The following is a 14,299-nucleotide window of genomic DNA, read 5'->3' as shown; positions in this document are numbered from 1 at the left end:
GAGTCAATTCAGATAGAGGGAGTCGGTGTCGATGAGGCGGGCGGGCCCGACCTTCGCGGCGATCAGCACCCGCGCCGGCCCCCGGTAGCCGTCGTCGACCGGAAGGAACGTCTTCGGGTCGACGACCTTGAGGTAGTCGAGGGTCACCAGCTTCTCATCCATCAGCACCGACTGCGCGGCGGCGAGCACGGTGTCGATGCCCCGGTCGGATGCCGACTGGGCTGCCTCGATCGCGCGACTGAGCGCTCGGGCCGCCGTGCGCTCGTTGGGCCCGAGGTAGCGGTTGCGGCTCGACAGCGCGAGGCCGTCGGCTTCCCGCACCGTCTCGATGACTTCGACGTTCACGGGGATGTTGAGGTCGCGCACCATCCGCTGCACGAGGAACAGTTGTTGCGCATCCTTCTGTCCGAAGGTCACGTGCTGCGGCTGCACGATCTGCAGCAGCTTCGCCACGACCGTGAGCACGCCGTCGAAGTGCCCGGGGCGGGATCTGCCTTCCAACAACGACGCGACCGGACCGCCGGTGACCTTCACCTGAGTGCCGCCGCCCGGGTACATCTCGGCGGCGGTCGGCACGAAGACGTACTCGACGCCGAACGGCTGAAGCTTCGCGAGGTCGCCGTCGAGGTCGCGCGGGTACTTGTCGAGATCTTCATCCGCCCCGAACTGCAGCGGGTTGACGAAGATCGACACCACCACGACATCCGCCAGCTCGCGCGCCCGCGTCACGTGCGCGAGGTGCCCGTCGTGCAGGGCGCCGAGAGTCGGCACGAGGGCGACGGTCTTGCCGGACGCCCGTAGCGCCTCGAGCTCAGACCGGATGCCGGTGATCGTCTCGACGACGACGGGACTGCTCACTGTTCCGGTGCCTCCGCGTCGATCGTAGCGGCGTCGGCCGCGCCCGCCGCGCCGAGCGCGTTCTCGACCGCCGACCGCACGAGCGGCCCGAGCACGCTGCCCGGGCGTTCGACCCCGATCGCGGTGAGGGTGCCGACGGCTTGGGCGACGATCGCCGTCGAGAACTCGGTGGCGGCCGAAATGGCGTCGGCGTAGGCCGGGCGGTCGGCTTCGGCGATGACCATCGGCTCGGCACCCATCTCGACGACGAGGGCCTGACCGATGGGCAGCACCGGCGTCGGAGCCGTCACGGCGAACCACGACTCGCGCAGTCGCACCAGGTCGAGGCTCGTGCCGGTGAAAGCCATCGCCGGATGCAGGGCGAGCGGGATCACGCCGGCTGCGGTCGCCGGGGCGAGCACTCCGATGCCGTACTCGGCGGCCGTGTGCACGACGAGTTGCCCGGGCTGCCACGCCCCGGTCGCGGCGAGACCGCTCACGAGGGCTTCGAGTTCGGCGGCCGGAACCGCCAGCAGCACGAGCTCGGCACGCTCGATCACCTCGGGCACCGTGAGCACCGGCACGCCCGGCAGCAACACCTCGGCGCGCTCGCGGCCGGCATCCGACACCGTGGCGATGCCGACGATCGCGTGCCCGGCCCCGCCGAGCGCGGCCCCGAGTACCGGCCCGACCCGTCCGGCGCCCACGATGCCGATCCCGAGCCGCCCAGAACGCTGCCTCATGTTCTGACCTCGGTGGTCGAGTAGCGCACCGCGTAGCGGCGCGCGTGTCGAGACCCCGCCGCCGGGTTACTCGCTGGTGGGGTCTCGACACGCGCCCTGCGGGCGCTACTCGACCACCGAGGGGGGAGGGTCTCGACACGCGCCCTGCGGGCGCTACTCGACCACCGAGGGGAGAAGGTCACGCTTCGCCCGACCGCCAGCGGTGACTGGTGTCGGCGCCCGCGGCGGCGACCGCGGCATCCGAAGCATCCCGGAAGAAGCCTTCGGCATCCCGCGCGTCGAGCGCGCCGAGGGCGGGCGAGATCGGCCCCGCGACGGTGTGCACGTGCACATGGGCCAGGCGCATCGCCCGGTACAGCGGCCCCTGCTCGATCGCCACGCTCTGCACGCGCGGGGTGGGCACGATCGCCAGTTCCCGCCAGATCGCGCCACGGCGCAGCAGCACGGCGCCCGGGAAGAGCGCGAACCCGTTGCGGCGCCACGAGAACCAGCGCAGCACGGCCGCACGCCGCGGAGAGGTGGTGAACTCGTCGTCGCCGCCGCGCCCGGCGAGCCCGCGCTCGAGGATGTCGCGCACGGCGCCGGTCTCGGCCGAATCTCCGGCGACCAACCCGGGAAGCAACAGCTCGAGCACCCGGAACACGTCGTCACGCGAGCCGACCGGCAACACCACGGTGCTCTGCTGGGAGCTCTGCCCATCCGACGACGACTGGCGCGAGGCGCGGTTGACGCGGATCGTCCACCAGTCCGCCGGCCGCCAGAAGATGCTCTGACTGACCGCGACCGAATGGATGCGACCGGGCGGCACCGTCTCGTTGCGCGTCGAAAGCAGGCCGTAGCCGATGCGCACGCCGTCGGGGGTCGCCGCGATCGAGTACCTCAGGAACTTGAGCACCCGGTTCACCTGATACGAGGCGAGACCGAAGGCGATGGGGATGAGCGTGAACAGCGTCCAGATCATGGCATGGAGGCCGGTGACCGACAGGACGATGCCGGTGATGGTTGCGGCTACCAGCACGAGAAGCGCGAGCGTGTTGCCGCTCAGCAGCGTCGAGCCGACCAGCCGACCGGGGTGCATGTGCACGACCGACTCTGGTGGCGCGATCGACGGGTCGAGTTCGGGGGCGAGCAGCTCCGAGACGCGCCGGTCGATCAGCGACCCGGCGGGTGCGGCGCTGCCGGCGGCGGCTTGCCCCGCCCGCGCGCCCGACGCGCGACGCAGGATGTCGACGCGCAGCGCGTCGGATGCCGCATTGCCGAGGTACGCGAGCGGCACGTTCGCGTCTTGCCCCGCGACCTCGACCTCCAGCTTTGCCGTGCCGAAGAGGCGTGCGAAGAACGGCCGCACGATCGACACCCCCTGGATGCGGTCGAGCCGCGCCTTGCGGTGGGTGCGGAACAGGATGCCGCTGCGCACCTCGACGACCTCATCGGTGATGCGGAAAGTGTGCATGCGCCATGACACGTAAAAGCCGGCGACGAACACCAGCAGCACGCCCAGCAGAGCGAGCAGGCCGATGATCGCGTAGCCGCTCTCGACGATGTACCCGAACGGGTCGCCCTCCCCGCAGTCCTGCCCCGGCGGGCAGAACCCCGGCAGGAACCATTCGATGAGCCGCTCGCGCAGGTTCGCGATCAGGATGCCGATGATCGCGATGAAGCCCAGACCGCCGCGCAGCAGGGGGGTAAGGGGGTGCAGGCGATGCCACTCGCCATCCGCCAGCCCCGTCGAGTCCAGAGTCGGCTGCTCGGGGGAGGCGCCGTCCTGAGGCTCGGTCACAGTCCCGCCCGGCGGCTCTCCGCCAGTTCGACGAGGCGATCCCGAAGGATCTCGGCGTCGGCTTCGGGCAGCCCCGGGATGGTGACGTGGCTTGAGGCGGCGGCGGTCACCAGCTTCAGCTCCGACAGGCCGAACGCGCGGGCGATCGGGCCGCGGTTGATGTCGACGAGCTGCATGCGCCCGTAGGGCACGGCCACGACGCGCAGGAACATGATGCCTTTGCGGAACACCAGGTCGTCGACGCGCAGCCGATAGCCGAGCGCGCGCACCCGGCGCGGGGTGAAGGCGGCGATGACCGCATGGAGCACGAACATGAAGATCGGAAGCGCGACAAGCCACGCAACGCCCGACACGATCGCCGGAATGCTCGCGCCGACGGTGAAGATGATCGCCGACACCAGAATGCCCAACAGGTCGACGACGACGTACTTGGGCGAGACCCGCTGCCAGTCGCCGGGAACCGGATCGATCGGGCCGGCGGTCTCAGCCTCTGGAGTCGTCACGGCTCCAGGCTACCCGGCAGGGGTGCCACGTCGCGGTCGTCGTCGTCGGGCGGCACCGTGCACAGGTATTCGCCGATCAGGCCGGCCGCGAGCACCGCGATCGCCCCGCCGAGCACCGCGAGCGACCGCAGCAGCGAGTCGGTGTTGAGCCCGCCGCTGCGCGTCACCAGCTCGGCCAACAAACCGACGGCGGCCCCGGTGAGCAGCGCTCCGGCGAGGCTCGACGCCTTCGCGAACAGCACGACCCGCATCGCGTGGAACGGGTCGATGCGGGTGCGCACCTTGCCCTGCGTCGCGCGGCGGATCGGCACCGCGAGCGCGATCGCGATTCCGGCGATGAAGAGCAGGCTGAGGGCGAGGGTGTACTCGGGCTGATACTTCGGCAAGCTCCCCGCGGCGAGCGCGACCTGCACGAGGAACCCGCTGGCGGCGCCGATGGCCAGCAGCACGACGAGGGTCGAGACCCGGGTTCTGGTCACCTGCCCTCCAGCGCGGCGAGGATGTCGACCACTCGGCCGTACCCCGGCAGCTCGGCCTCGGGGTCGACTTCGGCCCACGGGCCCAGCACGAAGGTGCGTTCGTGGGCGCGCGGATGCGGCAGGGTGAGGTCGGCGGTGGCGGAGCGCATCCCGGCGTAGTCGATGAGGTCGAGGTCGAGGGTGCGGTCGCCCCAGCGCTCGTCGCGTACGCGGCCGTTCTCGTTCTCGATGTCGTGCAGCAGGGCCAGCAGGGCGTGCGGCGCGATCGTCGTGCGCACCAGCACGATGGCGTTGAGGTAGGCGGGGGCATCCACGTCGTCGCCGTCGGGCCGCACCGCGACCGACTCGATCGGCGTCGAGATCGCCGTCACCTCGATGCCGTCGGCTTCGGCGAGGGCTCGCACCGTGGCGTTGAACATCTCCGTGCGGTCGCCGAGGTTGCTGCCGACGGCGATGACGGCATCCGCCTCGATGTGGCGCAGATGCACGCTCACGGGCGTCGCCCCGCCTCTCGACGACGGAGAATCGTCACACTCACGTCGTCGAACGGCACCGTGATCGGCGCGTTCGGCTTATGCACCGTCACCACGACCTCGTGAGCGGCGGCGAATCCGAGAGCGACATCGGCGACGCGCTCGGCGACGGTCTCGATCAGGTCCACGGGCTCGCTCTCGGCGGCGGCGACGACGGCTTCGGCGAGTTCGCCGTAGTGCACCGTGCGGTCGAGGTCGTCGGTCGCTGCGGCCGGGCCGAGCGGCAACCGCACAGTGACGTCGATGAGGAACACCTGCCCGTCGCGGCGTTCGTGCTCAAGCACCCCGTGATGCGCCGTCACCCGCAGGCCGGTCAGCCGGATCTCGTCGAGGAGAGGCTCCGCCGGGGCGCTCACTCCGCCCCCTCGGTGACGGCGGCCGCGACCTCGAGCGCGATGCGGGTCGAGAGCACGTCATGCACGCGCACGGCCCACGCCCCCTGCCGGGCGACGAGCGCCGAGATGACGGCGGTCGGGAGGTCACGGTCTTCCATGGGGGCGTCGTCGGGCAGCAGCGCACCGACAAAGCGCTTACGCGAGGCACCGATGAGGATGCCGTGGCCGAGCGACGCGATCTCGTCGAAGTGACCTAGCAGCGCCCAGTTGTGCTCGGGTGCCTTGCCGAAGCCGAGACCCGGGTCGAGCACGATCTTCGCCGGGTCGACGCCGGCGACGACGAGGGCCGCGACTCGCGCCTTCAACTCGGCGCGCACCTCCGCGACGACATCGCCGAAAGCCGGCGTCACGTCGGCCCCGCCACGCCAGTGCATGACCGCATAGTGCACGCCGGTCTCGGCGATGACCCGCGGCATCCCGTCGTCGGCGAGCCCGCCCGACACGTCGTTCACGAACTGCGCTCCCGCGTCGATCGCGGCGAGTGCGGTGGCGGCGTTCATCGTGTCGATGCTCACCGAGACGCCCTCCTGCGAGAGCGCGGCGATGACCGGGATGACCCGGGCCCGTTCCTCGACGGCGTCGATCTTCGCGGCCCCCGGCCGGGTCGACTCGCCGCCGACGTCGACGATCGCGGCGCCGGCATCCCGAAGCTCCAGCCCGCGGGCGATGGCGGCATCCGTCTGGTCGAACCGCCCGCCGTCGCTGAACGAGTCGGGGGTGACATTGAGGATGCCCATGATGATCGTCATGACGCGGCTCCGATCAGGGTCATCGCCTCGGCCCGCGCGGCGGGTTCGGTGAGCGCCCCGCGGCTGGCGACGGTGACGGTGGTCGAGCGGGTCTGGCGGGCATCCCGGGCGGCGACGCAGTCGTGCTGGGCGTCGAGCACGACGATCACGCCGCGCGGGGCGAGACCCTCGTCGAGGGCGTCGGCGATCTGCTCGCCGAGGCGCTCCTGAAGTTGCGGCCGGGCGGCGAGGGTCTCGACGACGGTGCCGAGGCGGCCGAGTCCGACGACCTTGCCGCCGGGCAGGTAGCCGACGTGCGCGACCCCGCGGAACGGCAGCAGGTGGTGCTCGCACATCGACCGGAACTCGAGGCCGCGCAGCAGCACGAGGTCTCCGCGCTCCCCGTCGCCCGCGGCATCCACCCCGTCGCGCAGGATCGCGACCGGGTCGACGTCGAGGCCGGCGAAGTACTCCGCGTACGCCTCGGCCACGCGCTTCGGGGTGCGCTGCAGGCCGGGGCGCGTGGCATCCTCACCGATCGCTGCCAGCAGCTCGGCCACGGCAGCCTCGATGCGGCCCTGATCGACGGTCATCGCCGACTCAGGCGGTGGCGATGCCGGGCGACTTGCGCGGACGGGGAGTGCGCGCCGGGCGGGTCGGCTCGGAGTCGACACCCCCGTCGACGGCGCCCGGATCGACCGGGGCCTTGCTCGGCACCTTGATCGGCGGGCGGTTGCTCAGCGGCCGACTCTTGCTCGAGAGCCACTGCGGGCGCTCGGGCAGCCTCTTCACCTGGGCGAAGAGTTCGGCGAGCTGCACGTGGTCGAGCGTCTCCTTTTCGAGCAGCTCGCTCGCGAGCTTGTCGAGGATGTCGCGGTTGTCGTTCAGGACTTTCCACGCCTCGTCGTGCGCCTGGTCGATGAGCTTCCGCACCTCGAGGTCGACCTTCTCGGCGATCTCTTCGGAGTAGTCGCGCTGGTGACCCATGTCGCGACCGAGGAAGACCTCGCCGCCGGCCGACCCGAGCTTGACCGCGCCGATCTCGGCCGACATCCCGTACTCGATCACCATCTTGCGGGCGATCGCGGTCGCCTTCTCGATGTCATTCGAGGCACCGGTGGTGGGGTCGTGGAAGACGATCTCTTCGGCGACGCGGCCGCCCATCGCGTAGGCGAGCTGGTCGAGCAGCTCGTTGCGGGTGACCGAGTACTTGTCTTCCAGCGGCAGCACCATCGTGTAGCCGAGGGCCCGGCCGCGGGGAAGGATCGTGACCTTCGTCACCGGGTCGGTGTTGCGCATCGCGGCGGCCGCGAGCGCGTGCCCGCCCTCGTGGTACGCGGTGATGAGCTTCTCTTTGTCGTTCATCAGGCGCGAGCGGCGCTGCGGACCGGCCATGACGCGGTCGACGGCCTCATCCAGGGCGCGGTTGTCGATCAGCTGGGCGTTGCTGCGGGCGGTGAGCAGAGCCGCCTCGTTGAGCACGTTCGCCAGGTCGGCGCCGGTGAAGCCCGGCGTCTTGCGGGCGAGCACGGCGAGGTCGACGCCGTTCGCCATCGGCTTGCCCTTGGCGTGCACGGTGAGGATCTGCTCGCGGCCCTTCTGGTCGGGAGCATCCACCCCGATCTGGCGGTCGAAGCGGCCCGGGCGCAGCAGCGCGGGGTCGAGGATGTCGGGGCGGTTCGTCGCCGCGATCAGGATGACGTTGGTCTTGACGTCGAAGCCGTCCATCTCGACCAGCAACTGGTTGAGGGTCTGCTCGCGCTCGTCGTGCCCGCCGCCCATGCCTGCACCACGGTGCCGACCGACGGCGTCGATCTCGTCGACGAAGATGATGGCCGGCGAGTTCTGCTTCGCCTGCTCGAACAGGTCGCGCACGCGGCTCGCGCCGACGCCGACGAACATCTCGACGAAGTCGGATCCCGAGATCGAGTAGAAGGGAACGCCCGCCTCACCGGCGACGGCGCGGGCGAGCAGCGTCTTACCCGTTCCGGGAGGGCCGTACAGCAGCACGCCCTTGGGGATGCGAGCGCCGACCGCCTGGAAGCGCGCCGGGTCTTTCAGGAAGTCCTTGATCTCGTGCAGCTCTTCGACGGCCTCTTCGGCGCCGGCGACATCCGCGAAGGTGACCTGCGGGGTCTCCTTGCTGACCAGCTTCGCCTTCGACTTGCCGAACTGCATCACGCGGTTGCCGCCGCTTTGCATGCTCGAGAACAGAAACCAGATGATCAGACCGATCAGCAGGAACGGCACGAGGATGCTGAGCAGGCTCACGAACCACGGCGACTGCGGCACCTCGTCGTCGAACGTCGCGTCGCTCGCCGTGATCGCCTCGATCACTTCGGTGCCACGCGGTTGCACGTAATAGAACTGCACGAGCGTGCCCAGGTCGTCGTACGACTCTGTGAGCGTCAGGTCGACCCGCTGTTCGCCGTCGACGATCTTCACCTCTTCGACGGTGCTGCCCTCGAGCAACTCGAGCCCCTGTTGCGTCGTGATCTCGCGGAACCCGGACTGCCCGATGAATTGGAACGCGATGAAGAGGGCGATCAGTCCGGCGAGGACCCAGATCACCGGCCCGCGGGCGATGCGCTTGAGGACGTTCATGAGACAGCCAGGGTATCGCCCCATTACTGGACGCCGCCCCGGTGTTCGCTGGGCGCGGACTTCGCTATGGGCGGGGGCGCTTTCGCGCCGCCGCCGCGGTCCCAGCGCCGACGCCCGTCTCGGGCGTCGGGTCGGCTCTAGGAGGACCCCCTACGAGTACACGTGCGGGGCGAGGATGCCGATCGACCTCAGGTTGCGGTACCGCTCCGCGTAGTCGAGGCCGTAGCCGACGACGAAAGCATTCGGGATGTCGAAGCCCACGTAGCGCGCTTCGATGTCGACCTTGGCGGCCTCGGGTTTGCGCAGCAGGGCGCACACCTCGAGGGATGCCGGATTGCGGCTCTCGAGGTTGGTGCGCAGCCAGGAGAGGGTGAGGCCGGAGTCGACGATGTCTTCGATGATGAGCACGTGCCGGTCGGCGATGTCGGTGTCGAGGTCTTTGATGATGCGCACGACGCCGCTCGACTCGGTACTCGTGCCGTACGAGGAGGTCGCCATCCAGTCCATCTCGACGTCGCGCTTGAGTTCCCGCGCGAGGTCGGCCATCACCATGACGGCGCCCTTGAGCACCCCGACGATGAGCAGGTCGCGGCCCTCGTAGTCGGCTTCGATCTCGCGGCACAGCTCGGCGATGCGGGCGTGGATCTGGCCTTCCGTGAAGAGCACTTCGGTGAGGTCGCCCTCGATGTCAGTCGTGTCCATCCGCGTGCTCCTCAGCGACTCGTGCTCGAAACTCGATTCTGCCACCGGCCCGCGCGATCGAGATTCCCGGAACGTCGAGCGGCCCCTGCCCGTGCCAGTCGGTGACGAGCCGCGCGATCTCGAGAGTGTGGGCGCGGCTGAGTGACACCCCGAACTCGCTCTGCACCACGAAGCGGATGATGCGCTGCCGCAGCGCCGCCGGATTCGCGGCGAGCACGGCCACGGGCACGGCGATCCCGGAGTCGATGTGTTCCGCGAGTTCTTCGGCGACCTCATCGATCATCGTGGCGAAGGCATCCTCGTCTTCCCGCAATTGCTCCGCGGTGCGGGCGAGCGCCTCGGCGACCCCCGGCCCGAGTTCGGCTTCGAGCACGGGCAGCACGGTGTTGCGCACCCGCACCCGCGTGTAGGCGGGGGCGGCGTTGTGCGGGTCGGCCCACGCCTCCAGCCCCCCATCGGCGCAGGCCTGCACGGTGGTCGAGCGCCGGATGCCGAGCAGCGGCCGGCGGTACAGCCCCGCCACCGGCGCCATGCCCTGCAGACTCCCCCCGCCCGAGCCGCGTGCGAGCCCGAGCAACACAGTCTCGGCCTGGTCGTCGAGGGTGTGGCCGAGCAGCACCGCCCCGGCGCCCATCTCGGCAGCGACTGCGGCGAGGGCGTCGTACCGAGCGTCGCGCGCGGCCGCCTCCCGAGAACCCCCGGCCGCGACGTCCGCAGCCACGACGCGTACCGGATCGAGTCCCAGCGCCCGCGCCTGCTCCGCCGCGCGCTCGGCCACGGCATCCGACCCGTTCTGCAACTGATGGTCGACGATCACCGCCCCCGCCCGCACCCCGACCCGCGACGCCTCGAAAGCGACGGCCGCCGCGAGCGCCAGTGAATCCGGCCCGCCCGACAGCGCGACGAGCACGAGGGGCTTTCCGTTTTCAGGAAGGTGAGGGGAGGAAGTGGAAGATGTCGACTCGGAACCCAGGTCTGAGGTGACTTCCGCCACTTCTGTCCCACCGTTTCCTGAAAACGGAAAGAGACCCGCACGAACGGCGCGGCGCACATCGGCGACCGCGGGAGTCAGCCGAGGTCGAGCGGAATCAGGCATCGACTAACGTTAGACCCGCCTTTCCGAAGAACCAGGAGCGTCATGTCCAGCAGCTACGCCGTCGTCATCGAGTGCCCCAAGGGCAGCCGCAACAAGTATGAGATCGACCACGAGACCGGGCGAGTCATGCTCGACCGGGTGCTGTACACCCCGATGGCGTACCCGACCGACTACGGCTTCTTCGAGAACACCCTCGCCGACGACGGCGACCCGCTCGACGTTCTCGTCATCGGCGAGTACCCGCTGTTCCCCGGCATCGGCATGAACGTGCGCGTCGTCGGCGTCTTCAAGATGACGGATGACGGGGGCGGCGACGCGAAGATCGTCGCGGTCGCCGCGGGAGACCCGCGCTGGGACCACATCCAGGATCTCGCCGACGTACCGGAGTACAAGCGCAAAGAGATCGAGCACTTCTTCGAGCACTACAAGGATCTTGAGCCCGGCAAATGGGTCAAGACCGAAGGCTGGGGGGACAAGGCCGAAGCCGAGGAGATCGTCGCGGCCTCCTACGCCGCCTACGTTCCGACGCACTAGGGTCTCGACACGCCCGCTACGCGGGCTACTCGACCACCGAGGGAGCGCCCCGCCAGAGGCGGTTCGGCTTAGACGGTGCCGTCGTTGCCGATCACGCAGCCGTCGCCCCACTGGGCCGGGAGGGTCCAGCCGAACTCGGTCGACAGCCGTTGGGCGGCGCTCGAGAGCTGGATGACGCAGTCGACCCAACGCACCTCGACTGCTGATCCGGCGTCGGATTCGAACCCGAAGATGCCATCGGCGACCTGAGCCTCGAGGTCGAGCCGGTCGGTGACCGCCGGATCGCCGAGCAGCAGGCTGGTGAACTCCGCAGGACCCATCCCGGTGACGATCGGCACGGTGCAGCCGAACGCTCCCGGGTCGTCCTGGGTGTCGGCGACGCTGCGGCCCTCGCCGAACGACGCGATCACTCCCCCGGCGGCGACGGCGACGGTCATGCCCTCGGGCCAATCGCCGACCATGGAGAGGTCCGACGTGATGACGCCGGTCGGCTCGAGTCCGGGGAAGAGTTCGAGCTGCGACGTGATCGCGTTGGGGCACGCCTCCTGCACCGCCTCGAAGGCGTCGACTGCGATCACGCCGGTCTGCGCCCGGTTGAAGGTGAGCTCGAGGCGCACCTCTTCGCCGGCGGCCGCGGCGGTGACCGACACCCGCATCAGGGCGCTGCCGGGGAGCGAAGCTACCGTCGTCGGCGTGTCGGTCGGAGCCGCCTCGACGGGAACCGTCGCCGTCGGAGAGGCCGACGCGGTCGGCGTCGGGCTCGGCGACGGGGCGCCGAGGGCGCATCCGGTGAGCCCCGCGAGGGCGACGGCGACCAGTCCGGCGAGAGGGGTGAGCATCTTACGGCGCATCCCTCGATTGTGTCAGCCCGTGGGCCTGCCCACGTAGGGAACCAGGTCTCCGTAGCGCACATTCACGATCCGCACGGGGACCGTGGGGTTGGGCGCCTCGATCATCTTGCCGTTTCCGAGGTAGATCGCCACGTGGTACTTGCGGGTATTCGACGCCGATCCGCCGTTGGAGTAGAACAGCAGATCGCCGCGCTGCCACTGGTCGCGCGGCACGAGCCGACCCTGCGCCGCCATGTAGTTGTACTGGTCGGTCGAGGAGTGGGTGCCGATATACACCCCGACGGATGCGTAGCTCGCCTTGGTGAGACCCGAGCAGTCCCACGCGTTCGGGCCCATGCCGCCGAGCAGGTAGGGCTCCCCGAGTTGGGCCGTCGCGTAGGCGATCGCGTTCTCGACGGAGTTCGAGACGGGCGCGGGCGGAGCAGGGTCGACGCCCGGTGGCGGCGTGACCGGCGGAGGTGCGGGTGGCGGCGCGCCCGGCGGGTTTGCCGCCAGCCCCTCCTGGTATTCGCGCTCGACCGCCTCCGTGGTGCCCTTGAGGACGCTGAGCTGCGCATACATCCGATCGATGTCGGCACGCTGCGCGTCGGCCTTTGCCTGAGCGTCGCTTGCGGCGGCTTGGGCGAGGTCGAACTTCCCCTGCGCGTCGTCGGCGAGTCGCTTCCGCTCGCGTTCGGCGGCGCGCGCATCCGTCGCGAGGGCCTGCGCCGTCTTCTTGTCGTAGATGGCGCGTTCGAGCAGCGCGGCCGACGAGGCCGTGAGCCGCTCGCCAGTGCCCAGCCGGGCGAGCAACGTGTCGGCGTCGTCGGCCGACCCGAGCAGAAGCCCGAGAGTCACGTCGCCCCCGCCGTTGCGGGCGAGCTGAGCCACGATCACGGCGACGTGCCGCTCGGATTGCTCGGCGCGCTCCTGCGCCGCATCCGCCTGGGTCTTCAGACGGTCGAGTTTTGCGGTCGCGGCCTCGAGCGCGATCACGGCGAGTTCGTACTCCTCACCCAGCTCGAGCGCGGTGCGGTTGAGTTCGGTGGCTTCGGCTTCGAGGCGGATGAGGATGCCCTCGATCTGTTCGACCGTCGCCTGGGCCGCCGCCTCATCGTGGCGGGCCTGCTCGACGTCGTCCCAGCTCGGGTAGTCCGGTTGGCGCAACGCCATCGCGGGCATCGGGTTGGCGAACGCGAGCAGCAGCGTCGCGGGAACTCCCGCCGCCACCGCGCGTCGCCTGCGCTTGCCGTCCGCCATCGCGATGCTCCTAGCCGAGGGTGATGCCCTGGTTGCGCATGAACTGCACCGGTTCGGTGGTGTCGCGGTTGCCGTTCACGCGCACGATGTAGTGCAGGTGGCAGCCGGTGGATTGTCCCGTCGTGCCGACCCGTGCGATCGGCTGCCCGGGAGAGACCTTCTGTCCGACCTGCACACCGATGCCGCCGGCCTCGATGTGCGCGTAGCCGGTGCCGGTGCCGTCCTGGTTGTCGATCGCGACGTAGTAGCCCCACGAGCCGAACCAGCCGGCGTAGGTGACCACGCCGGCGTGCGCCGCACGGATGGTCGCGCCGCACCCGGTGCCCGCGAGATCGACGCCGGTGTGGAACTGGCGCGCACCGCTGACCGGGTTGGTGCGCCAGCCGTACTGGCTCGTGATGTAGCCACCGACCGGGCGAGCCCAGCCCGTCTGGCTGATCTCGCCGGCGGCGTTCTCGCCCCACAGGGCTCTGAGCCCGGCGTTGTATTCGGCCGTCGTCGCTTCGCGAACCCCGGCGAGGTACTCGATGCGGGATCGCACCTCGACGATGTCACGCTCGGTCTGTGCGAGCTTCTCGGCAGCGGCGACCGCCGCCGCCTGCGCCTCCTGGAACGCCTTCTCGGCCGCGATCCGCAGCTCTTCGAGGATGCCCTGGGCGACTTCGGCCTGGTCCCCGAGCGCGTCGGCGCGGTTGCGCAGCTCGATCGCGTTCGCGTAGAGATCGGCGTAGCGGTCGCCGATCACGCGGCCGAGCTCCAGCCGGTCGAGCAGCGCATCCGGTGAGCCGGGCGTGGTGAACAGTCGCGGCGAGAGGTCGCCCGAGCCGCCCGACTTGCTCATCTCGGCGATGACCTGCGCGGCGACCGCGTAGGCCTCGTCGGCCTCGGCCTGGGCCGCGGCGGTCTGCTCGAGCAGTGCGTCGGTCACGACCTTCTGCTCGTCGTACGCCTGCTGCGCCTGGTAATAGATCTCGCCCTTCTCGTCGGCGATCTCCTGCGTGCGCTGCGCCTCGTCCTGGAGCCCTTGCAGCTGCGCCTCGAGACTGGCGCGCAACGCCTTCGCCTGAGCTTCGTTGCGTTGGGCCGCGACGACCTCTTCCCAGCTCGGGTACTCGGCGATCACCGACGCGCTCGTCGGCGCGATGCCGCCGAGCGCGGGAATCAGTGTGAGAGCGAGGGTGGCAGCGAGCACACGGAAGCGGCGCGCAACACCTGACGGTGCCTGCGCGCCGTTCGCCCCCCGACTAGACGTGCGTCCCATGGTTTCCCCGCATC

General features: G+C 70.1%; 16 protein-coding genes. 1 reads left to right on the top strand and 15 read right to left on the bottom strand.

Annotated elements, in window-relative coordinates:
• Window positions 1-3: 3 nt before the first annotated feature.
• From panC to tilS, 12 genes are all read right to left on the bottom strand, one after another.
• Window positions 4-858 (bottom strand): pantoate--beta-alanine ligase, encoded by an 855-nt coding sequence (gene panC, locus WBL06_RS00730; protein ID WP_424454054.1) that lies wholly within the window; start codon window positions 856-858, stop codon window positions 4-6.
• Window positions 855-1,580: a Rossmann-like and DUF2520 domain-containing protein gene (locus tag WBL06_RS00725; RefSeq protein ID WP_424454053.1), complete on the bottom strand. Its 726-nt coding sequence runs from the start codon at window positions 1,578-1,580 to the stop codon at window positions 855-857. Before WBL06_RS00725 ends, panC begins: the two co-directional genes overlap by 4 nt.
• A 178-nt stretch (window positions 1,581-1,758) precedes the next feature.
• On the bottom strand, window positions 1,759-3,360 hold the full coding sequence (locus WBL06_RS00720) for a PH domain-containing protein (protein WP_424454052.1): 1,602 nt from the start codon (window positions 3,358-3,360) through the stop codon (window positions 1,759-1,761).
• Window positions 3,357-3,863 carry a PH domain-containing protein gene (locus WBL06_RS00715; RefSeq protein WP_424454051.1) on the bottom strand — a complete coding sequence of 169 codons (507 nt, stop codon included), beginning with the start codon at window positions 3,861-3,863 and terminating at the stop codon, window positions 3,357-3,359. Before WBL06_RS00715 ends, WBL06_RS00720 begins: the two co-directional genes overlap by 4 nt.
• Window positions 3,860-4,342, bottom strand: a complete 483-nt coding sequence (locus tag WBL06_RS00710; RefSeq protein WP_424454050.1) for a DUF3180 domain-containing protein — start codon at window positions 4,340-4,342, stop codon at window positions 3,860-3,862. The genes WBL06_RS00715 and WBL06_RS00710 overlap by 4 nt, the downstream gene beginning before the upstream one ends.
• Window positions 4,339-4,836, bottom strand: a complete 498-nt coding sequence (gene folK / locus WBL06_RS00705) for a 2-amino-4-hydroxy-6-hydroxymethyldihydropteridine diphosphokinase (protein ID WP_424454049.1) — start codon at window positions 4,834-4,836, stop codon at window positions 4,339-4,341. Before folK ends, WBL06_RS00710 begins: the two co-directional genes overlap by 4 nt.
• Complete coding sequence (gene folB, locus WBL06_RS00700) at window positions 4,833-5,231, bottom strand: dihydroneopterin aldolase (protein WP_424454048.1); 399 nt, start codon at window positions 5,229-5,231, stop codon at window positions 4,833-4,835. The genes folK and folB overlap by 4 nt, the downstream gene beginning before the upstream one ends.
• Window positions 5,228-6,019, bottom strand: a complete 792-nt coding sequence (folP, locus tag WBL06_RS00695) for a dihydropteroate synthase (protein WP_424454047.1) — start codon at window positions 6,017-6,019, stop codon at window positions 5,228-5,230. Before folP ends, folB begins: the two co-directional genes overlap by 4 nt.
• Window positions 6,016-6,591 (bottom strand): GTP cyclohydrolase I, encoded by a 576-nt coding sequence (gene folE, locus WBL06_RS00690; protein WP_424454046.1) that lies wholly within the window; start codon window positions 6,589-6,591, stop codon window positions 6,016-6,018. Before folE ends, folP begins: the two co-directional genes overlap by 4 nt.
• Before the next feature lie 7 nt (window positions 6,592-6,598).
• Window positions 6,599-8,602, bottom strand: coding sequence for an ATP-dependent zinc metalloprotease FtsH (gene ftsH / locus WBL06_RS00685; RefSeq protein ID WP_424454045.1), 2,004 nt, complete (start codon window positions 8,600-8,602; stop codon window positions 6,599-6,601).
• A 150-nt stretch (window positions 8,603-8,752) separates the two neighbouring features.
• Window positions 8,753-9,304 carry a hypoxanthine phosphoribosyltransferase gene (hpt, locus tag WBL06_RS00680; protein WP_424454044.1) on the bottom strand — a complete coding sequence of 184 codons (552 nt, stop codon included), beginning with the start codon at window positions 9,302-9,304 and terminating at the stop codon, window positions 8,753-8,755.
• Window positions 9,291-10,400 (bottom strand): tRNA lysidine(34) synthetase TilS, encoded by a 1,110-nt coding sequence (gene tilS / locus WBL06_RS00675; protein ID WP_424454043.1) that lies wholly within the window; start codon window positions 10,398-10,400, stop codon window positions 9,291-9,293. The genes hpt and tilS overlap by 14 nt, the downstream gene beginning before the upstream one ends.
• A gap of 42 nt (window positions 10,401-10,442) precedes the next feature.
• Between tilS and WBL06_RS00670 the strand changes: the two genes are divergently transcribed.
• Window positions 10,443-10,934 carry an inorganic diphosphatase gene (locus tag WBL06_RS00670; protein WP_424454042.1) on the top strand — a complete coding sequence of 164 codons (492 nt, stop codon included), beginning with the start codon at window positions 10,443-10,445 and terminating at the stop codon, window positions 10,932-10,934.
• A 68-nt stretch (window positions 10,935-11,002) separates the two neighbouring features.
• Here WBL06_RS00670 and WBL06_RS00665 read toward each other — a convergent pair whose 3' ends face one another.
• From WBL06_RS00665 to WBL06_RS00655, 3 genes are read right to left on the bottom strand one after another with little or no spacing between them, the layout of a single operon-like run.
• Window positions 11,003-11,785 (bottom strand): hypothetical protein, encoded by a 783-nt coding sequence (locus WBL06_RS00665; RefSeq protein ID WP_424454041.1) that lies wholly within the window; start codon window positions 11,783-11,785, stop codon window positions 11,003-11,005.
• 12 nt (window positions 11,786-11,797) lie between these two features.
• On the bottom strand, window positions 11,798-13,024 hold the full coding sequence (locus WBL06_RS00660) for an NlpC/P60 family protein (RefSeq protein WP_424454040.1): 1,227 nt from the start codon (window positions 13,022-13,024) through the stop codon (window positions 11,798-11,800).
• A gap of 10 nt (window positions 13,025-13,034) precedes the next feature.
• Window positions 13,035-14,285, bottom strand: a complete 1,251-nt coding sequence (locus WBL06_RS00655; RefSeq protein WP_424454039.1) for a M23 family metallopeptidase — start codon at window positions 14,283-14,285, stop codon at window positions 13,035-13,037.
• Between the last annotated feature and the right edge of the window lie 14 nt (window positions 14,286-14,299).

Origin of the sequence: Pseudolysinimonas sp. (genome assembly GCF_049651805.1) — a bacterium.
Taxonomy (GTDB): domain Bacteria; phylum Actinomycetota; class Actinomycetes; order Actinomycetales; family Microbacteriaceae; genus Pseudolysinimonas_A.
Note: the sequence above shows the minus strand (reverse complement) of the source record. Positions and strands in the feature narration are given on the sequence as shown.